The organism is Ureibacillus sp. MALMAid1270, from assembly GCF_049202975.1.
Taxonomy (GTDB): Bacteria; Bacillota; Bacilli; order Bacillales_A; family Planococcaceae; genus Ureibacillus.
Window position 1 is genome coordinate 58452 of the sequence record NZ_JBMIRP010000093.1, and the last position, 19894, is coordinate 78345.

Annotated in this window: 18 protein-coding genes; 11 read left to right on the plus strand and 7 right to left on the minus strand. The window is 35.0% G+C overall.

Going from position 1 to position 19894, the window contains the following annotated elements; genetic code table 11:
• Position 1: 1 nt before the first annotated feature.
• From ACOQFO_RS12890 to ACOQFO_RS12915, 6 genes are all read left to right on the plus strand, one after another.
• Positions 2-3103, plus strand: a complete 3102-nt coding sequence (locus ACOQFO_RS12890) for a type I restriction endonuclease subunit R (RefSeq protein ID WP_421690076.1) — start codon at positions 2-4, stop codon at positions 3101-3103.
• A 13-nt stretch (positions 3104-3116) separates the two neighbouring features.
• Positions 3117-3839: a M48 family metallopeptidase gene (locus ACOQFO_RS12895; RefSeq protein ID WP_421690077.1), complete on the plus strand. Its 723-nt coding sequence runs from the start codon at positions 3117-3119 to the stop codon at positions 3837-3839.
• 105 nt (positions 3840-3944) lie between these two features.
• Positions 3945-4934 (plus strand): hypothetical protein, encoded by a 990-nt coding sequence (locus ACOQFO_RS12900; RefSeq protein WP_421690078.1) that lies wholly within the window; start codon positions 3945-3947, stop codon positions 4932-4934.
• A complete protein-coding gene (locus ACOQFO_RS12905) occupies positions 4924-5826 on the plus strand; it encodes an SMODS domain-containing nucleotidyltransferase (protein ID WP_421690079.1) in 903 nt (300 codons plus the stop codon). The genes ACOQFO_RS12900 and ACOQFO_RS12905 overlap by 11 nt, the downstream gene beginning before the upstream one ends.
• The gene (locus ACOQFO_RS12910; protein WP_421690080.1) at positions 5744-7435 is read left to right on the plus strand and encodes a ThiF family adenylyltransferase; all 1692 of its coding nucleotides are present in this window, start codon (positions 5744-5746) and stop codon (positions 7433-7435) included. Before ACOQFO_RS12905 ends, ACOQFO_RS12910 begins: the two co-directional genes overlap by 83 nt.
• Positions 7425-7922 carry a hypothetical protein gene (locus tag ACOQFO_RS12915; RefSeq protein WP_421690081.1) on the plus strand — a complete coding sequence of 166 codons (498 nt, stop codon included), beginning with the start codon at positions 7425-7427 and terminating at the stop codon, positions 7920-7922. The genes ACOQFO_RS12910 and ACOQFO_RS12915 overlap by 11 nt, the downstream gene beginning before the upstream one ends.
• Positions 7923-7964: 42 nt before the next feature.
• Here ACOQFO_RS12915 and ACOQFO_RS12920 read toward each other — a convergent pair whose 3' ends face one another.
• Entirely contained in the window at positions 7965-8309 is a 345-nt protein-coding gene (locus tag ACOQFO_RS12920; RefSeq protein WP_421690082.1) for a hypothetical protein, read from the minus strand.
• A gap of 154 nt (positions 8310-8463) precedes the next feature.
• Between ACOQFO_RS12920 and ACOQFO_RS12925 the strand changes: the two genes are divergently transcribed.
• On the plus strand, positions 8464-8910 hold the full coding sequence (locus ACOQFO_RS12925; RefSeq protein WP_421690083.1) for a TetR-like C-terminal domain-containing protein: 447 nt from the start codon (positions 8464-8466) through the stop codon (positions 8908-8910).
• A gap of 61 nt (positions 8911-8971) precedes the next feature.
• On the opposite strand, the gene ACOQFO_RS12930 is transcribed toward ACOQFO_RS12925, so the two are convergent.
• Entirely contained in the window at positions 8972-10564 is a 1593-nt protein-coding gene (locus ACOQFO_RS12930) for a M2 family metallopeptidase (RefSeq protein ID WP_421690084.1), read from the minus strand.
• Positions 10565-10761: 197 nt separating this feature from the next.
• Here ACOQFO_RS12930 and ACOQFO_RS12935 point away from each other — a divergent pair, with 197 nt between their 5' ends.
• Entirely contained in the window at positions 10762-11169 is a 408-nt protein-coding gene (locus ACOQFO_RS12935; protein ID WP_421690085.1) for a hypothetical protein, read from the plus strand.
• 111 nt (positions 11170-11280) lie between these two features.
• Here ACOQFO_RS12935 and ACOQFO_RS12940 read toward each other — a convergent pair whose 3' ends face one another.
• Positions 11281-12432, minus strand: a complete 1152-nt coding sequence (locus ACOQFO_RS12940; protein WP_421690086.1) for a pyridoxal-phosphate-dependent aminotransferase family protein — start codon at positions 12430-12432, stop codon at positions 11281-11283.
• 249 nt (positions 12433-12681) lie between these two features.
• Here ACOQFO_RS12940 and ACOQFO_RS12945 point away from each other — a divergent pair, with 249 nt between their 5' ends.
• Complete coding sequence (locus tag ACOQFO_RS12945; RefSeq protein WP_421690087.1) at positions 12682-12867, plus strand: GGDEF domain-containing protein; 186 nt, start codon at positions 12682-12684, stop codon at positions 12865-12867.
• Positions 12868-12924: 57 nt separating this feature from the next.
• On the opposite strand, the gene ACOQFO_RS12950 is transcribed toward ACOQFO_RS12945, so the two are convergent.
• Positions 12925-13302 (minus strand): VOC family protein, encoded by a 378-nt coding sequence (locus ACOQFO_RS12950; RefSeq protein WP_421690088.1) that lies wholly within the window; start codon positions 13300-13302, stop codon positions 12925-12927.
• Positions 13303-13632: 330 nt separating this feature from the next.
• On the opposite strand from ACOQFO_RS12950, the gene helD reads away from it, so the two are divergent.
• On the plus strand, positions 13633-15969 hold the full coding sequence (gene helD, locus ACOQFO_RS12955) for an RNA polymerase recycling motor HelD (protein WP_421690089.1): 2337 nt from the start codon (positions 13633-13635) through the stop codon (positions 15967-15969).
• A gap of 85 nt (positions 15970-16054) precedes the next feature.
• Here helD and ACOQFO_RS12960 read toward each other — a convergent pair whose 3' ends face one another.
• Complete coding sequence (locus ACOQFO_RS12960) at positions 16055-16519, minus strand: SRPBCC family protein (RefSeq protein WP_421690090.1); 465 nt, start codon at positions 16517-16519, stop codon at positions 16055-16057.
• Positions 16520-16715: 196 nt separating this feature from the next.
• Between ACOQFO_RS12960 and dacB the strand changes: the two genes are divergently transcribed.
• Complete coding sequence (dacB, locus tag ACOQFO_RS12965; RefSeq protein ID WP_421690091.1) at positions 16716-18116, plus strand: D-alanyl-D-alanine carboxypeptidase/D-alanyl-D-alanine endopeptidase; 1401 nt, start codon at positions 16716-16718, stop codon at positions 18114-18116.
• Between the two features lie 61 nt (positions 18117-18177).
• Here the strand turns inward: dacB and ACOQFO_RS12970 are convergent, their stop codons facing one another.
• Both ACOQFO_RS12970 and ACOQFO_RS12975 read right to left on the minus strand, forming a co-directional pair.
• Entirely contained in the window at positions 18178-19200 is a 1023-nt protein-coding gene (locus ACOQFO_RS12970; protein WP_421690092.1) for a hypothetical protein, read from the minus strand.
• Entirely contained in the window at positions 19184-19678 is a 495-nt protein-coding gene (locus tag ACOQFO_RS12975; protein ID WP_421690093.1) for a sigma-70 family RNA polymerase sigma factor, read from the minus strand. The genes ACOQFO_RS12970 and ACOQFO_RS12975 overlap by 17 nt, the downstream gene beginning before the upstream one ends.
• Between the last annotated feature and the right edge of the window lie 216 nt (positions 19679-19894).

Below are 19894 nucleotides of genomic sequence, written 5' to 3' on the forward strand. Positions count from 1 at the left end.
TGTGTCCACTGAGCAACTTTATGATGAAATGACGATAAGCCAAAAGCCTGCGCTGGCAGTATTGCAACGTCTTGGATATACATATATCCCTGCTGAACAAGCAGAACAAATGCGCGGGAATCTTTATAACGTATTACTTCGTGATGTGCTGGACGAGCAGTTACGCAAAATCAATCGCTATGAATACAAAAATGAATATTACGCCTTCAGCGAAAATAATATTCAGCAAGCAATTCGCGATTTAGACGAGCCATTAACGAATGGACTTGTAAAGGCGAATGAAGCGATTTATGAAACAATTATGTTAGGAAGAAGCTATACGGAGTTCCTTCCAGACGGCTCAAAGCAATCTTTTACACTACAATTTATTGACTGGGATAATATCGAAAATAATGTTTTTCATGTCGTTGAAGAGTTTTCTGTTGAGCGCGCGGATGGCAAGCTTGTGCGTCCTGACATTGTACTTTTTATAAATGGTATTCCTTTGGCAGTTATTGAATGTAAAAAAGCATCCATCTCTATGAATCAAGGCATTAGCCAAATGATTCGTAACCAAAAGAAAGAATATATCCCGCAGTTGTTTAAGTTTGTTCAAATTGTCATGGCGACAAATAAAAATGAAACGCAGTACGCAACGTGCGGTACGCCGAAGAAATTCTGGTCTGTTTGGAAAGAAGAAGAGCAGGATTGGTTAGAGCAATTGCTACAAAACGCTGTAACAGATCGCTTACCAACGACGCAGGATAAAAACATTATTTCGTTATTCCACCCAGCGCGTTTATTAGAACTAACGGCATTTTTCACGCTATTTGACAAAGATGTTAAGAAAGTAACTCGATACCAGCAATACTTTGCAATCAAACAAATATTGCAAACGATTGAACAGCGTGATGAAAACGGCAACCGCCAATCAGGTGTTATATGGCACACGCAAGGTTCGGGGAAAAGTTTAACAATGGTGATGCTCGCGCGCTACATTTTAACAGAGCTATCAAATGTAAATCCGAAAGTAGTCGTTGTAACGGACCGTGTAGAATTAGACAAACAAATTCATAAGACGTTTAATCATACGCGCTTAAAAGCAAGCCGTGCGAATTCAGGTAATCATTTAATTGCATTGCTTAATGACGGTAACACTGACATCGTCACAACTTTAGTGCATAAGTTTGACACAGCGCAGGCGAAGCAACAAGTAAATGATTCGCGTGATATTTTCGTACTTGTCGATGAATCGCACCGCACACAGTATGGGGAGCTTCATAACAAAATGAAGAAAGTATTCCCGAACGCGTCGTATCTCGGCTTTACTGGTACACCTTTAATGAAAAAAGAAAAGAGTACGATGATTAAATTCGGTAAGCTAATTCATAAATATACAATTGCAGACGCGGTGAATGATAAAGCGATTGTACCTTTATTATATGAAGGAAAAATGATTGATCAAAGTGTAAATAAAGAGGTTATAGACCTTAGGTTAGAAATGATTACGCGACATTTAAGTGAAAAGCAAAAAGAAGAAGTTATGAAAAAGTGGGCGCATTTTGAAAGAATTGCTTCCTCTAATCAACGTATATGTATGATTGCACTCGATATTAATGAACATTTTGTACGAAACTATAAAGTTCAGGGTTCTCAATTCAAAGCGATGCTTGCTACAAATAGTAAATTAGAGGCTATACGGTATTTAGAAGCATTTGAAGAATATGAGGAATTAAATTGTGCTGTCGTTATTTCACCGCCAGACCAGCGTGAAGGGCATGATTCGATTGATGAAGATTCTCAAGATTTAATACAACGTTTTTGGAAGAAGATGATGGAGCGATATGGCTCTCCAGAAGCTTATGAAGACGCTATTAAAGATGAATTCATTAACGGGGATGACATCGATTTATTAATCGTTGTAGATAAGCTATTAACAGGATTTGACGCACCGAGAGCATCCATTCTTTATATTGATAAACCGATGAAGGAGCATACACTTTTACAAGCGATTGCACGTGTTAACCGACTGTATGAGGGGAAAGATTACGGTTTAATTATTGATTACCGTGGATTACTTGAAAAGTTAGACGAAGCATTACAAATGTATTCTGGTGGCGGGCTTGAAAACTTCGATCCTGAGGACATTCAAGGTGCGATTTATGACGTCATCACAATTATTGGTGACCTTCGTCAGTATCATTCACAACTATGGGATATTTTTGCAACAGTTCGAAATAAATCGGACGTAGAAAAATATGAGGTACTATTAGAGGATGAAGAACTGCGCAACTACTTTTATAATATCTTGAGCAAATTTGCGCGCAACCTTGCAATTGCTTTAGAATCAGAGCGTATATATAATGCCTTGCAGGAAGAAGAGCTGTCTAAGTACAAGAAAGACTTAAAGTTCTTCCAAGAGCTACGTAAAGCTGTGAAATTACGCTATTCTGATTCGATTGACCATAAAGAATACGAAGCGAAGATGCAAAAATTACTGGATAATTATATTTCAGCGGGACCAGCATTACAAGTCACAAAGTTAGTGAATATTTTGGATGAAAAAGGTTTCAAGGAGGAGCTTGATCGTCTTGGCTCGAAGCGCGCAAAGGCGGACGCAATTCGTACACGTTTAACGAAAAGTGTGAGCGCTAAATGGGACGAAAATCCTTCTTACTATAAGAAGTTCTCAGAGCGTATTCAAGAAGTAATCGATCAGTATAAAGAGAAGCGCATTTCTGAGGCGGACTATTTAAACTCAATGAATGAATTGTTAAACGAATTCCGTCAAGGTGAGCCAAAAGAAGATTATCCAGCCATCATTAAAGATAACGGTCATGCACAAGCGTTTTATGGCGTGACAAAGGACCTTTTAACGATGAAAGATGAACAAGTGTCGTATGGCGAGGAAGACTTTGCTAAACTATCAATAGAAATGGATACTATTATTAAGCGCCATAAAAAGGTAGATTGGCATAATAATGCGCAAGTGCACAATCGTATCGAACAAGATATTGACGATTTATTATATGATTTTTCTAAAGAAAAAAATGTAGTTTTAGAGGATGATGTAATCCTCAAAATAATTGAACAAATTAAGGTAGTAGCTCTTAAGCGCTATTAAGGTAGTGAGCAATATGGAAAAACACCAAATTCATTATGGCACTCAGCCCATTGATTTTTGGATCGAACGAAAGGACGTTAAAAACGTCAATTTAAACATTAAGCCTGACATGAGCATCGCAGTGTCAGCAAATGAAAAAGTACCATTAAGTTTTATATATGACTTTGTGAAAAGCAAAGGTTCATGGATTTTAAAGAACGTAAAGCAGTTTGAAGATGTACTTCCGCTTAAGCAAAGCGAACGCGAATATGTTAGCGGTGAGTCGTTCAAATATTTAGGCAAGCAATATCGCCTGCGCGTTGAACCTTCTACGGAGGAAAAGGTCAAGTATTTTCGAGGCTTTATTCATTTACTCGTATCAGATCCAACCGACTATTGTAAAAAGGAACAGCTGATGGAAGCATGGTATAATGAAAAGGCATATAAAGTATTCGGTGAATCATTAAATAAGATGGTTGTCGTAATGAAAAAGTATGGCGTTGATAAGCCTGCCCTCGACATCCGCGTTATGAAAGCGCGCTGGGGTTCTGCGCATATTGATAACAAAACGATTCTTATTAATACAGAGCTTATCAAAGCACCAAAATACTGCATTGATTATGTAATACTGCATGAATTAATACACTTTAAATACAACAACCACAGTGAAAGCTTTTACAATATGTTATTTGCGCTAATGCCAGACTGGGAGAAGCGCAAAAAGATATTAGATGAAGAAATTGTGCGCGAACTATAACATCATGAACAGACATCCAGAATAAGTACGAAAGACAGTTTCTAAGTTTATTAGAGCTGTCTTTTTTTTATGGTATTGAAAATAGAATTAGAGGTGAATGAAGGATTGTCAAATGATAATAAAAAAGATGGAACGAAAAGATTCTCTGATAAGGTAAGTTTAATTGCACCATATTTGGTAATTACTTTATTAGCTTTCAATTTATTCTTTTTAATCTATATTAGTAACTCGAGCCAGACAAAGGAAAAAATGCTCTTAAATGAAATACATAATTTAAATGAGCATGTAATTCAGTTAGAAAAAGTTGTTACTGATGAAGAAAAGAATAGTATCCAATCAAATAGTAAAGATGAAACAATAGATTTTTTAGAAAGCCAATATGATAAATATTTTGAGTTTGCAGATAAAGATAGAGCGAGCTTTTTTGATTTAGTAAATCTCTTCTTTGTTGCTTTAGGTGTATTAGTAACTGGGGCGATTGTTGTTGTTTATTGGTTATTTGGACAGTCAAGAGAGGAAGTAAGGAAGAATGCTGATCGAGAAATTGAAAATTCTTTAGCAGGTTTAAAAGTAAATGCTGAACAAAAGCTTCAAGAATTGATTAATCCGAAAATTACTGAATATGAAGACAAATTAAAAGAATTTACTCGGATGCTTAATAATAATTACAAATTAAAAAATAGCGAAATATTAATAATTAGTAATGAAAATCAGATAGATAACTTAGCAATAGAATTACAGACGCGCGCCAAAGCTATTGTAAAAAAAGCTGAAATTCATCCTGTGGATTTATTTGATAAATTTCAAGAGTTCATTGTTGATAAAAAGATGGACATGATTATTTATATGTATGAAGAAAATTATGAAGATGAAAATCACGTTCTTGAAAAATATCTTGAGTTATTAATCGAAAAAGATTCAAGAATTCCGCTTATTGTTTATACAGGTTTTAAACAACTTAAAGGAGATAATTTGAATTTAGCTAACAAATATCCATATTCTACTTTTGCTAATATGCAAACTACTTTAACAACAAGTATTATTTCACTCTCAAATATAATTTCTTACGAAAGGAAAGATGAAGATGACTGCTAATGAATATTTGAATCAATTATTAGAGGATTATAAGTTAAGCGATGAAGAAAAAGAGGAAATTAAGGCGAAAAGGGATGAAGTTAAAGGGAAATTAGAAAACCACTATGGATCTAAAATTATAACAATAAAGTATTCGGGTTCTATTTCTAAAAAAACTGCTATTAGTTCAAGTAAAGACATCGACATTGCCGTTCATTTTAAAAAGGATGCATTTGATACGTTAGAAAAGATGTATGATTCAGTCTATGAGTTTCTTGAAGGCGAGTATGACAATCCAAGAAAACAAAATGTTTCAATTGGATTAGAGGATGAAAATGTCGATGTAGTTCCTGGCAGACGCTTAGATGAAGATACTTCAAATAATGATGTAAAGCTTTATAGAAGAGATACAGGAACATCACTAAAAACTAATCTTGAAACGCATAAGAACCATATTAAGGAAAGCGGTTGTCGCAAAGTAATTAGGCTCATGAAAATTTGGAAATATAAAAACGACCTAAAGTTTAAGTCTTTTGCATTGGAGTTGTTAGTAATAAAAGCCTTAGATGGTTTTGAAGGAACGAGTTTGAAAGATAAAACCAAAAAAGTTTTAGAATATATTGAAGAAAATGTTGAAACTGTTGAATTAATTGATCCTGCTAATTCAAGTAATAATGTTTCAGATTCTATTAAGAGTATCAATAAAACGCTATTACGATTAAAGGCAACAAGCTGTTTAGGGTATATAGATGGTATTGAAAATGGAGATGAAACAGAGCTATCTGCATGGAAAAAAGTATATAACGATGATACAACAGAAGATTCTACTAATGAGTCAAAATTCAGCTTTAGTGGCGCGTCTAAGAGAGATACGGCAGATTGGGGAGCGCAACCTCCAAGAAGGCATGGTTAATCATATGCGTTGGTATGAAAAAAATAGAGAACTATATTTAAAAGAAAAAAGAATATTACAGTCATACGGATATGAGATTTATATAAAAGATGGGACTATGGAGTGTGAAGGTGTTTCTTCGGTTAATTCTAAATATCCAATAAAGATTATTTATTCTGACGGCTTCCCTTCATTTCCACCTACTGTAAAGTGTGAGGTAAGTGAAGATTTAATCTTAGTAAGACATCAAAATAAGCTTACTAAAAGCCTCTGTTTGTTTGGTTTTGCAAGCGAACGATGGAAAGCTTCTTATTCTGCAATAGAATTAATTGAAGAAATTGAAGAACTAATACTAAGATATTCACCAGAAACGCATGATGCTGAAGAAACTGTTGAAGATATTGTTCCAGAGCCTCTTATTAATCAGTATGACTACAGAATGGGGGGTATTTTAATACCAAAACCTTTTGGAGATTTAATTTTAGATAATTTTTATGATAGAAATAATTGTACTGTTAGGTATGACAAGCATAGAGGAATCATGGATAAAGTATGGGTAGATGAAAAAATTTTTTTAAGAGAAAAAAACTATGATGAATGGTTCAATAATAAGCCTACTTTTAACGCGCAAATTTTTAAGGTTACAGAACAACCTCCATTTACAACTGAGAAAATATTTGAGTGGTTAACGAATATGCGCATTCAAATAAAAAATAAGAAAAAGCATTTTTTATTTTTTGTTTTTGAAGACGACTGGGGATTTGTAGGTAACAAACGGATTAGTTGGGTTGCTTTGAAAATAATCGATGATAAAGCGGAATGGGTTAGATGTTATATAATAAATGATGATGATTCTTTGATAAGAACTCCGTACGGCAAGGATTTAGCTCATAAGGAAGTTACTTTGGTTGGTGTGGGCTCATTAGGTTCACTTGTTGCAACATCAATTGCACAAGAAGGTGTAAGAAAAATTACTTTGATTGATTATGATATTTTCGAACCAGCCAACTCAATTCGGCATCAGGGGGAACAACATATGTTTAGTTATCCCAAAGTAGATGTTGTTAAGGAAAGAATATTATCATTAATGCCAACTACACACGTCAATGTTGAGTATATAGGAATTGGTGGGCATAGAAGTACCGAACAATTAACTAAATTAAATCAAATACTTAATCGCTCAGATCTAATTATAGAAACTACTGGATCTCATAAAGTATCTCATTATTTAAATAGGTATTGTTTAAGTGAAAATATTCCTCTAATCATAGGTTCTGTTACTAATGGAGCTTGGAGTTGTGAAGTAGTAAGAATTATTCCTGGCGATACAGGTTGTTGGGGATGTTGGAATATAAATTATGGAACTGAAATTCCACCCAGCGCACCAGTATCCGAAATTCAATTTGCACCTGGATGTGATCAACCAACTTTTATAGGGGGGATTTCGAGCGTTAATATCGCAAGTGGGCTGATTGTTCAAGCAAGCATAGATACTTTATTAAATATTGATACAAAAGATACTCAATATATAAGATGGAGCGAACGGGATTCAAAAGGAAACCGTCATTATAATATTGACTATTTAGGAAATCCGAAGTCAAGGGATTGTGAAGCATGCAATGGCTATTAAAAAGGTTTATTTTACAGAGAATTCTTTGAGGAATATTCGAGATGTGATTAGAAGATATGGCGATTTTAAAGAGGTGGGCGGTTGTATAGTTGGATGTCAATATGGTGAAGAATTATTAGTAACCCATGCATCGGATCCAGGTAAACGTGCGAAAATGCAACGATACTCAATTGTAATTGATAATATTCATACTACTAAGTTCGCCAATAGTTTGAATGAAATCTATGACAAAAAATTATATTTTATAGGTGATTGGCATACCCATCTTTCCAGTGATTTACGCCCAAGTAGCACAGATTTTAGGGCTTTGAAAAGTTTAAACAATTATGTCCCAAAAGCCTATAAAAATTTAATGATTTCAGTGATAGTAAACCATTTTGATTCATCGCAAATTAAAGTATATAGGCTAAGTTCAAACTCTAAAAATATGGAGGAAGTACAATTTGAAGTTGTAGAGAATCCAGATTGGTTAATTAGTTATATTTAACAACGGAAATAACCGCGGTTATCCCAAAAGGAATAACGGCGGTTATTTGTGTTTATCACTAAAGTCTAAGAGTAATTGCGCAATAATGTCCTGTATTTTCAAGTGCGGGAATTCTCTTTCACAAGTAAGGACGAACTGCTGATATAACTCCTCTGGCATACGGAACGTCTTAGTGGAAAGTTTAGAAGCGAATATTTTCTTATCAATTGTGAAGTCATTGTTGGCTTTGTGCTTTTCGATAATTTGTTTAAGGACGTCTATATTTTCATAGAGAAATGCTGTTAAGTCGTCAGCAGAATTATCAATCGTTGGAATAGCCTTCTCGTTGCGGACAAATTTGTAGTATTGATTTTCACGTTTGATATAAACGAAATCGTCTTCTTGCATAATTTTTGTAAACGTAGAGTAGTTAATACCAATATGATCTGCAACCTGCTGTAAATCAAATGCTTTTTTTTAATAAATCATTCACGAATGCGACGCGCTTTCGGACATTACGAAACATGCAGCAATAAATCGCGGGACATTTTACTTACACTATGTGGATAAATTTGATTTACTAGAAAAAATTGAACAGCAGTTATTTGCTGATTTAGGAAATCATATTGATGAACTTCAATCACATTATTTATCTATTCAAACATTTGAAAAAGAACAAGAGCAACTGGCAGCTACATTATTCAGCTTTATTGAAATGCAGGCACCTATATTAAAGATATTTTTTAGTGCTCATGGTAGAGCAGGTTTTCACCTTCGATTTAGAGCCGCATTTATGGAAAAAGTACGTGTAAATTTAGAGAAAAATGAAAGCTTCACTGCTAATTTAACAGTACCTATGGAGTATTTTTTATCTTTTATAACATCAGCTTTTTTAGGATTAATTGAACAATGGATTCAAAATGGTTTAGATAAAACTCCTGAAGAAATGACTAGATTGTATATTGATATCATTTCCTTTATCAAAAGAAATACCGAGGCAACCAATTAAAAATAACCTGCAGCATAAGGAAAAGGATAGCATTGACCATATTGGCCAAGCTATCCTTTTCTTAGTTTTTCACTTGTGTTTTACAATAAACCTCAACAAAGTGAGCAGGGTTTAATTGTTCACCTGTTATTCGGCTAATTTTTTCATTCCAGTTATAAAGAGCAGCTGGTTTAAAGAATTCATTGATGAGCATTTCACCTGTTTCTTTTGTGAAGAACTCTGGAGATATCTTTGTTTCTACATGGCGAAGAACTTGAGCTGCCATTAATTCTCCTAAAAGATAATTTTGGTAGTATACTGGTGCAAGGGTAAAGTGAATTTTTGCTGCCCAATCAGGGTTATCAGTTGTATCCGGAGGAGTAACAAGCTGAATTTCATTCACCGTTTTCCACCATAATGCGTTTAAGTCCTGATCTGGATTTTCATACAGTTCTTTTTCAAAAAAGACAAAGGTAATAATCCATCTTGCTTGAATAAGCATTTGTAATTGTTGGAATTTCTCCAATTCAGGAGTAATTGCATCTACAGTTGCTTCATCAACCTGTAAGAAGCGTTTTAACCAACGTGGGTCTTTACCCATTTTTCCAAATAACATCGCAATGGATTCTGTTGTTTGAGTGTGACTTGCGGTACGCAATACAAATGGAAGACTAGCATCTGCATATTTAAAATAAGCAGCATGACCGAATTCGTGTAGATTTGTTTCCATCCAATACGCATCCTCAACAAGATTACAAAGAACACGTACGTCGCCTTCACGATTCATATCCATACAAAAGGCTGTTGGATTTTTCTTCTCTCTTGGAAATAAATCGCTTTTTTCATAAAGATCATCTATGTTAATACCTAAAGAATTAAATGTATCTGTTGTAATTTGAAGAACATCTTTTCCTTTGTAAAAACGATCAAGATTTGTTGAATCTGATGGCGGTGCTTCTTGGAAGAATGGATCAACATAATGCCAAGGGCGAATATCCTCTGGACTAATTCCGAATTTATTTGCTAAACGCTGATCAAGTTCAGATTTCATCGTGCGATAAGCTTCATCTGATTGCTCAATTAGGTCATTAAAAATAGCAAATACTTCATCACGATCTAGTTCTTGAAGTGCAAAGCCCATTTGATGATGGTTATCATAGCCAAGTAGTTTTGCAGCTTCATTACGCTTTTTAACAAGCTCAAGCAGGTCTTTTTCTACGACTTTTCCTACTTCCTTACTAGCAAACCATACTTTTTTGCGTAATTCCTGATCATCACTATTTAACAATACATCTCGAATGTCATTAGCAGAGTACTTTTTCCCATCTACTTCAGGTGAGTAAGTATTAAATAATAAATTCAGTTCAGAAGAGCGTTTTGCCAGATCTGCAATTACGTCTTCAGGGAGTTGGTTAGCTTCCATATTATTTAGTAAAAGTTGAAGCTGGCGTTTTTCAATTTCCGTTACATTTTCTGTTGTTAGAAAATGTTTCGCTTTTTCGAATGTTTCTTTGGAGGAAAATAAAAGACTCATCTTTGTACCAGCTTCCGCTAATTTTCCAGCCCATTCAGGATCCCCCGTTGTTTGAGCCATCCATGATGCCTCTGTAACGCCCGTGTATAATTCTTTCATTTTGTTATTGAAATCATTTAAGAATGTTTGAAGTGTTTCCAAATTGTCGCAACCCCTCTGTATCAAATTAACTTTATACAGTATTAAGAATTCGGTATGAATATTCTTAAACCTTTAAAAAATAAAAAATTTCGTTAGCAATTTAGTAGATTTATATTAATAAAAATAATTTAATGAAAAAAATGATTGTTGCACGAATTAACGGTACTGAATCGTATTAAGAAGAAAAGGGGATCTTTATGAAAAAAATTAGCCTAATGGTTGGCGTTATAGTAGCTTGCGCGGTCATCGCATTAGTTGTTTTATTAAATATAAACAATAACACTGAGTTAGATTTGACAGAAAGAATTATTGTAGATGACTCAGCACCTGCTGCAAGAGTAATGGTTAATATCGAAGGAGTTATAACAGAAGTAGGAGAAGATGGGTTAAGCTTTACGTTAGATAACGGGATGAAAGTAGTTATCACAGATGAAACTAGAATGGGAATAAGTGGCCCTACAGCACCTCCTAAGGAAGAACAGTTATTCGAGCCTACATTTAGAGTGGGCAATCAAATAGCCGGTTATAGTGAAGACACATCGGCAAATCCAGTAACTGCAGCAGCAATATGGACTAACTGGAACTTTGATAATCCTATTCGATAGGGTGTTTTCTTTAGATGGAATTTCTAAGTAGATTCTAACTCTGTTACCAAAAATAAAAAAGGGATGTCTCAATTGAAGAGACATCCCTTTATTGTATTTTGCTTGTGGCTTTTAATTTTCTGCTCTATAAGCTTCTAGGAATAGTTGACCAAGATTCCCATTACCTTTGAAACCTAAATCTCGTAGACCGTGATCAATTACATTTAATACAGATAATACTTTATCAGTGAATGCATTTTCACCCATATGTCCGATACGTAAGATCACATCTTGATATTGAGCCAAAGATGTAGCAATGTAAAGATTGTATGTTTCTTGTATATGTTGCTGTAATCGTAATGCGCCAATTTCAGCCGGGATGACGACAGCAGTTACTGTATTGGAGCTTCCTGATTCAACGAATAGTGATAAACCATATTGTTGTACAGATTTTCTTACAGCGTTTGCTATTTTTGCATGTCGCTCATAAACCGCCGCTTGACCTTCATTTAAAATATTGTCTAATGCAACATCTAAAGCTTCAATAGTGCTAGCAGGCATTGTATAAGGTAAAGTACCTTTTTCCATATAACCTTTAAAAATTTGTAAGTTTGCATAGTAAGAAGCAATTGGTGTTTTACGTTCATCCATCGCTTTTTTAGCATCATCACTAATGGAAACAATCGCTAAGCCAACAGGTGCTGAAATCGCCTTTTGAGTACCACCACAGCAAATATCGATTCGATTTGCGTCTACATCTATTGGTTCTCCAACCATTCCAGCTACTGAATCAACGACAGTTAGAATGCCGTATTCTTTTAATAACGGAGAGAGTTGGCTAACATCGTTTAAGATGGATGTCGGTGTATCACAATGAACAAATGTTGCATATTTGAAATCATGATCTTTTTCTAAAAAGGCACGCACTGCTCCTACTGGTATTGCTTTTTGGTAATCAAAACTTAACACAACAGGCTCTCCGCCATACATTCTGACGAAATCTTTAAAACCTTCTCCATAAATACCATTATCAAGTACAAGGACACGGTCTCCAGGTTCTGTTAAGCTCGCACAGGCAGCTTCTAAAGCGAGAATTCCCTCTCCAGCAAGCAACAGTACTTCATTTTTTGTACCCATCACTTGGCCCATCTTTTGGCTAACTTCCTGGTAATAACGGATAAATTCTTTATCAAAATCCGTGTTATTTGTTTTTTTCGCTAATGCCAAGCGAACATTTTCACGTACGTCTGTTGGTCCAGGTGCATAGCTTGGTTTAAATCTCATTGTAATCTTTCCTTTTCAATTGTGTATTTAAGGTAACATTAGCAAACGATTGATATGTTTAAAAGTATCAAGTTGCCATAAATTCGAGTGGTCAGTTTGTGTAATTAATTACAGTAAAATTACTCAGTAGGTCGTGGAATGCACCTTGATGAAAAAATGAATGAACACATGGATATTGATCCGTGTGTATTATTTTTTGTGACAATTGATACAAAGATACTAAAAATATTTTAGACATTAGCTGAGCGATTGCGAAGAAAAATAGCTGAAACACCGAGTCCTACAGGTGAACCGATTACGATTTCTTTAGGGATTACTACTTTTAAAGATGACCAAAATCCACAGGAGGTTATTAAGAGAGCAGATACAGCCCCTTATCAATCAAAACATGAAGGTAGAAATAGAACAACGATCTATGAATTTAGTAAAAAATAGTTCTTTTAATAAGTCAAAGGTGTGTCTGTACTAGACACACCTTTTGATATTGATATTTTATACCTGAACTTCACTCATCAACGCATGGATATTATCTTCTGTATCCTTAAAGAATGCCATCCAAGTTTCGGTTTGTCCCATCTTTGCAACTAAATGCGGCTCATCAATAAAATGAACACCTTTACCTACAAAATCTTCATAAGTAGCTTTAACTTCATTAACTTTGAAATATAGAACTGAACTGGAGTTGGCGAATTCCTCTGACTCAGGAAGTGACAATAAGAGTCGTACTCCATTACAATCAAAAAACGCTAAATTTCCAGCTTGAAATAAAAGTGGAAGGCCAAGCTTTTCTGTATAAAATTCTACTGCTCTATCTAAATCTTTAACAGGTACACCAATTTGTCCAATACTTTGAATCGTGATGTTTTCCATAATAGAAGTCTCCTTTAAAATAATTCATATATGTTAAATTCAACGAAAAGAACAGTTTTCCTCTAAAAGCGAAGTAAAGCTAATATAAATAAAAAACACCACCTATTGATAGGTGGTGTTAAAGTTTATTGATCTTGTTGAGATTATCGTTAATTAATTTTTTTGTGGCAAAAAAATTAACCTGCAAAATACATTGAAAAAAATGCAGACTCGTGGTAAATTTATATAGATGTGCACATTTTAAATAATTAGAGTACATCATCCCTATTATATATTATACTTATTATTTTTCCGTTTGTCAACTCTAAAATATTTTGAGGAGTGAATCGTATGAATGCAGCGTTCCAGCAAGAACAAAAACGATTGAATGGTGTTTTGGATGTTATATCAGAGCAAATACTGAAGCTCGAATCAGATACATCGAATCTCCGAAATGATGTCGTGAATATTCGCAAACATTTTTGGGATGAAGTCAAAGTTAATACCGATACATTTGATGATTATTTAGAAACCATCATTAGTTTAAGACAAGAAGCACAGGCGCTATCTGTTACCCAAAGTACACATAGACACGCCTCAAAAAGACTAGATACATTACGACGCATGAAGTCCGTGCCGTATTTCGGACGAATTGATTTTATGGAAGAGGGAAGTTCAAATCAGGAACAAGTTTACATTGGAATTGCATCTCTTATGGATTCAAGTGGAGAGGATTTCCTTATTTATGACTGGAGAGCACCTATTTCAAGTGTTTACTATGATTACGAGCCAGGCCCTGCACAGTATGTTACTCCTGGAGGTATGATTTCCGGAGAGCTAGAGAAAAAATTTCAGTATGTTATTCGTGACGGGAAATTACAATCGATGTTCGATACGAGTCTTACAATCGGGGATGATATTTTACAGCAAGTGTTAGGTAAAGGCACTGATAAATATATGCAAAGTATCGTAGCAACTATTCAGAAGGATCAAAATCGGATTATTCGCCATGATCAAGGACGTTTACTAATTGTCCATGGTGCTGCAGGAAGTGGTAAAACATCTGCCGCCCTTCAGAGAATAGCCTATTTATTATACAAATATCGAGATCGTATAAAAGCAGATCAAATCATCTTATTTTCACCTAATGCGATGTTTAATAGCTATGTTTCTAATGTGTTACCGGAGCTCGGTGAAGAAAACATGCAACAGGTGACATTCCAAGAATATTTGAATCACCGTTTAAGCAAGGACTTTCAAGTAGATAATCCATATGATCAATTGGAATACTTGTTAACGGCAGAAAAAACATCGGATTATGTAGCGAGAGTCAAAGGAATCCAATTTAAAGCATCTCTTCGCTTTTTTGAAGCGATTAAAAAATATAGAGCAACATTAGAAAAATCATATATGCATTTCAAAGATGTGATGTTTAGAGGAGAAATTATTGTTTCCTCCCAACAAATTAAAGAGCAATTTTATAGTGGCGACCTTTCATTAAACTTCCAAAGTAGACTAGAAAAGTTAAGGGATTGGTTGTTGAATGAACTTAAGGAAATTGAAAAAAAGGAACGTCACAAGTCTTGGGTAGAAGAGGAAATAGAGCTTTTGAGCAATGAAGCTTATTATAAAATTCACAAATACGTGGCTAAGAAAAAAGGTTTTAAGAGAGAGAATCAGGCAGATTATGAGATAGACCACCGTACACTTATTCAAGTAATCGTTCGCCAAAAGTTAAAGCCACTACTTAAACAAATAAAAGCGTTTAATTTTATTGATATCGAAGGAATCTATAAACAACTATTTGAGGAACCATTGTTGATTCAACAGTTGTTAGATGGAGAAGTACCTGAAGAATGGGAAGGAATTTGCGAAGCCACTCGTCAAATGCTAGAACAGGGTAAATTATTTTATGAAGATGCAACCCCATTTTTATTATTGCAGGAATTAATCCAAGGGTTTCAAACGAATCGTTCGATTAAGCATATTCTCATTGATGAGGCGCAAGATTATTCGCCATTCCAATTCGAGTTTTTGAAGCGTTTATTTCCATCTGCAAAAATGACAGTACTAGGGGATTTTAATCAAGCTATTTTTACTCATGCAAGTGAAGTTGTCGATTTTCGTATTCTGAATGAGTTATACGGTGCTAACGAAACAGAGGTTATTACGATGACACGTAGTTACCGTTCGACGAAACCGATTATTGAATTTACTCGTAGTCTCATACCAAATGGAGATCAAATCATCCCATTTGAACGTGACGGGGAGCTACCAATGCTTAAGCAAGTGAACAATCATTCGGAATTGCATCGCTCGATAACGACAAAAGCAGCAAGATTGAAAAGTCAAGGCTATAAAAGTATAGCGATTATCTGTAAATCAGCAGAGGAAAGTAGAAGCGCATTTGAAGCATTAAAAGATATTGAAGGTATTAAGCTTATGAAAAATGGTTCAGCTGAATATGAACAAGGGGTTGTTGTCATCCCTTCATATTTAGCAAAAGGTATTGAGTTTGAAGCAGTTATTATTTACAATGCCTCGGATGAAGTTTATGGAGATGAAAGTTTACGTAGAATTTTTTACACTGCATGTACAAGAGCAATGCATGAACTACAGCTTTATAGTGTAGGGAATCCAAGCTACTTTATGGAAAAGGCTATAAGTGAGGGCTTAATTTCTAAATAGTCATAGTGGACTCGTTCCTAATGACCCATAGATTAAAAATAAAGACTAGTTTCTTTCACGGAGATGGAGAGACTAGTCTTTATTTTTAATGTTTAACATTCGCATCAGGGAAACGATCTGAAACAAGATTTAGTATGATATTATGCTCAAGAAGTGCCTTTAACCCGCATAACACAATCGTATACCCACCTGTTGCGTCGATTACTTGATTAACAATTTCGGTTGGACTACCTTTAAATCCTTTGTTCGTAATTGAAACGAGGGTTCCTTCTGTTCGAGACGTAAAAATCCATTCAACGGTCGTGTCATCCTCAAATAGGATTACAATTTGTTCGTTTTGATTCAATTGTTTTACTTCTAGCTCAGCTGAAGCACCGTACATTTCCCAGTCCCAGCGGATCCGTTTTCCTTCTTCTAATCTACCACTACTTTTTGTAAACCAGAATTTTGTAGTAATAGTAGGGTCAACAAATGCCTCGAATACTTCATCGACAGGTTTTCTAATTAGCATTTCTACTTTTGCGCTTGACACTTCATTTGTCATTGTCATATTAGATTCTCCCTTATCATTTACATTCATTATGTTTCATTTTCTTTTACTCTTTTGTAAAAATCAAGAAATTGATGATTATTATGAATTTTACTGAAATGAAGATATAATGCTTTACTAGATTTAACTATAAAAGGTAGAGGAATTTTGTTACAATAAATTATCAGTATATTCTAATAATAGAGGTGTGTGTCGCATGGAGGGAGTATCAAATACGTATATGGTGCTTAGTGAGAAAAACATAAATGGGATACAGTGGGCTGTAGATGAAATATTGGGGAAAGATCATGTAACTGTGACGATTCGTGATCGTGAGAATGGAACTGAGCTATATAGTTTTAGAGGGAAACATTTAATGCGACCTGCATCGAATATGAAGTTAGTTTCCGGTGCTGCTGCGCTTTCAATATTAGGAGAATCATATAAGTTTAAAACAGAGATTTATATAGATGGACATATAGAGAATGGTGTATTACATGGTGACTTATATATCAAGGGTGGGGGAGACCCAACACTAAACGAAGAATCTTTTAAACAGTTTGCTTCCCAGTTAAAAACATACGGGATTAATGCCATCCAAGGTGATTTAGTAGGAGACGATACACTATTCCCTGGAGAAACATTACCACCAGGTGTAGATGATGAAGGGGAAACCTTTTGTTGGGGTGCAAGAATCTCGGCTATTTCTATGTCACCTGATGGGGATTATGATGCGAGTTCGATTATCGTAACAGCAAATCCAAACGAAGTTGGAGAGAAACCAAGCTTTCAAGTGATTCCACATTTATGTGGTCATGAAATAACAAATGAAGCGATTACGGTTGCAGCTGGCGAGGAAAACACATTAGAAGTTCTCCGGACTCTTGGGATAAATCAAATAGTCATTTCAGGTAATTTACCTCAAGGGGAAGTTGCAAAAGCATGGGTATCTTTGCAAAACCCTACAATTAATACATTACAATTTATGAAATATATTTTCGAACAACAAGGCATAGAATTTCAAACTTCGAGTTCGATAAAACAAGGTGCAGTACCTTCATCTGCAGAGCTAATCTATACACATGATTCACCAACTGTTGCGGAAATGTTCCCAGCATTCATGAAGTTTAGTAATAATAGTATTGCAGATATTTTTGTGAAAATGATTGGACTCGAGGAACATGGTGTAGGAGATTATGAGTCAGGTCTAAAAAGTGTACGTACTTATTTACAAAAGCTTCAAATCCCTGCAGACACTTGGCAGTTCATTGATGGGTCAGGCTTATCCCATTCTGACCGCTTAACTTCTGAAGGAATTTCAGAATTGCTTTACAAACTACAAAACGAACCTTACTTTACAACGTTCTTTGACTCATTACCTGTAGCAGGTCAGTCAGAACGTTGGATTGGTGGGACACTAAGAGAACGATTTACAGAAAGTGAGTATGACAATCGAATCTTTGCAAAAACAGGCTATATATGGGAAGTTCATTGCTTATCAGGCTACGCAATTGGAGATAGTGGGAAATCATATATCTTCTCCATTTTATTAGAGGGCTATGAGGAAGGTATACCGTATATTGACCGAGGACTAAAGGAAATACTTCGTCATTTGTAGTATGAATAAAGGGACTATGCTGTAATAGCAGCGTAGCCCCTCTTTTTACGTGTTCTATTTGTTAACTGGGCACATATTCCATCTCAATGGAACGTTCCAGAATTTCTAATATGGCTTCCAATTCTTTTGATAGTTTTACTTTTTCAGCATCATCACTTTGATAAGTTCTGAAAACTTCTTGATAACGTTTGAAGGAATGGCGAGTTAATGGTTCCTTAACAATATCCCGTTCAATCTCGAATATTAAACTATAATAGGTAGGAGTAATTAAATTAAAATCGCTAACATGAACGAAAATATATTCACCTTTCTCATTCGTTGTTACATAGAACTCAAACTCTCTATTATTAAATGGTAAATCGGGTTGAGGGTCCATTGGTTCAAGTCGTTCAGGTATACGCTCCGCTAATTCATCTAAATCTTTTTCTGTAATGTTCACTAGTTTTAAATATTCATTAAATGCCTCTCCAGAAGAGTAGGAACCGTCCTCTGTGCCAATATTCTTATCAAACAGATCTTGCTTAAGCATTTCATATTCTTTATTCACTAATAAATAATAGTCAATATACTCATCTGCTGTAATTTGTAATTCTGTAAACATCTTCTCGTAATACGACTTCAATTCAGGAATCTTCATATCGTAATCAAGGGCCATTTTAACGCGTTCTCTAAAGGTATTTCTTCGCTCTTCATCCCATTGATAATCATGCTGTTCAAGATAGTGAAATAGTGCAAATTTTTCTAGAGTTTCATATAAGGCATGAAACTCTACAGCTTCTTTCGAAAAAAAAGTTTGTTTCCGGTAAAACATCTCGTATTTAGTAATTTCGACTGTTCGCTGATCATACATTCGAAAGTCCGCCTTTTTTGCTAATTCACTAGAATCTTCAGACAAAAGTAAAGCTGTTAAGAATACTGCCCCAATAATAAAGAGAAACAATGTTGCAACTGAAATTAAAGGTTTAAAGAAAGGTCTTTTAGGATTTTTCTGTTGTTTATAAATCGTCTCCTGATAAATTCGATGCTTAACCTGAGCCGCTTCTTTTTCCCAACTACCTAACGAATTATTAAGCTTGTCTTTCATAGCCAGTTTCTCCTTCCTCGAGCAAAATGCCCTTTAATAATTGGCGTGCTTTTTGTAACCTCGTTTTCACAGTGCCGATTGGTATATTAAGAATGGTAGAAATTTCAGCAGTTCCTTGCTCATCAAAGTAATGTAAAATTACGACTTCTCGGTATTTTAACGGCAGGTTTACTACATGTTTTAATACGTCGGAGGACTCGGAAGTAGCATTATGTGCTTTTTCGTTAGTAGTGAATAAATCTATTACCTGCACTTTTCGATAGTGCCAACTTCGGAAATAGTCCCGACAGCGGTTCACAGTCATTTGTACGAGATAGCCTTTAGGATTCTCTAAAGGTAACTCCTCACCATATTTTTGATATAACTTCACAAAAACTTCTTGTACGGTATCTTCAGCAATTTGCCGATCTTTTACATATAAATAACTCATTTTCAATAAATACGTTGTATATTGTTCAACGGCATCTACGAACTTCATTTTCATCCCCCTCTACCTATAAAACGGAGCTCAAGAGAATTTGGATTTAAAAATCCCCATAATTTGTATTTAAACATAAAAAGTGGATAGAAGTGTGTGAATCGCCAATAAATAGGTTGGAAAAGACTATTCAATTTGGTCTATTAATATGGAATATAATTTGAAAGATTTCAAGAATGAATCATGCTATAATAGTAAAACTAGTAAGATGCCTTG

What these genes read in the sequence shown, in the direction of transcription:
- ACOQFO_RS12960 (WP_421690090.1), bottom strand. Translation starts at nt 16,519, where the DNA reads ATGACAATGACAAATGAAGTGTCAAGCGCAAAAGTAGAAATGCTAATT.
- ACOQFO_RS12915 (WP_421690081.1), top strand. Translation starts at nt 7,425, where the DNA reads ATGGCTATTAAAAAGGTTTATTTTACAGAGAATTCTTTGAGGAATATT.
- ACOQFO_RS12895 (WP_421690077.1), top strand. Translation starts at nt 3,117, where the DNA reads ATGGAAAAACACCAAATTCATTATGGCACTCAGCCCATTGATTTTTGG.
- ACOQFO_RS12970 (WP_421690092.1), bottom strand. Translation starts at nt 19,200, where the DNA reads ATGAAAGACAAGCTTAATAATTCGTTAGGTAGTTGGGAAAAAGAAGCG.
- ACOQFO_RS12940 (WP_421690086.1), bottom strand. Translation starts at nt 12,432, where the DNA reads ATGAGATTTAAACCAAGCTATGCACCTGGACCAACAGACGTACGTGAA.
- ACOQFO_RS12920 (WP_421690082.1), bottom strand. Translation starts at nt 8,309, where the DNA reads ATGCAAGAAGACGATTTCGTTTATATCAAACGTGAAAATCAATACTAC.
- ACOQFO_RS12905 (WP_421690079.1), top strand. Translation starts at nt 4,924, where the DNA reads ATGACTGCTAATGAATATTTGAATCAATTATTAGAGGATTATAAGTTA.
- dacB (WP_421690091.1), top strand. Translation starts at nt 16,716, where the DNA reads ATGGAGGGAGTATCAAATACGTATATGGTGCTTAGTGAGAAAAACATA.
- ACOQFO_RS12950 (WP_421690088.1), bottom strand. Translation starts at nt 13,302, where the DNA reads ATGGAAAACATCACGATTCAAAGTATTGGACAAATTGGTGTACCTGTT.
- ACOQFO_RS12975 (WP_421690093.1), bottom strand. Translation starts at nt 19,678, where the DNA reads ATGAAGTTCGTAGATGCCGTTGAACAATATACAACGTATTTATTGAAA.
- helD (WP_421690089.1), top strand. Translation starts at nt 13,633, where the DNA reads ATGAATGCAGCGTTCCAGCAAGAACAAAAACGATTGAATGGTGTTTTG.
- ACOQFO_RS12910 (WP_421690080.1), top strand. Translation starts at nt 5,744, where the DNA reads ATGAGTCAAAATTCAGCTTTAGTGGCGCGTCTAAGAGAGATACGGCAG.
- ACOQFO_RS12935 (WP_421690085.1), top strand. Translation starts at nt 10,762, where the DNA reads ATGAAAAAAATTAGCCTAATGGTTGGCGTTATAGTAGCTTGCGCGGTC.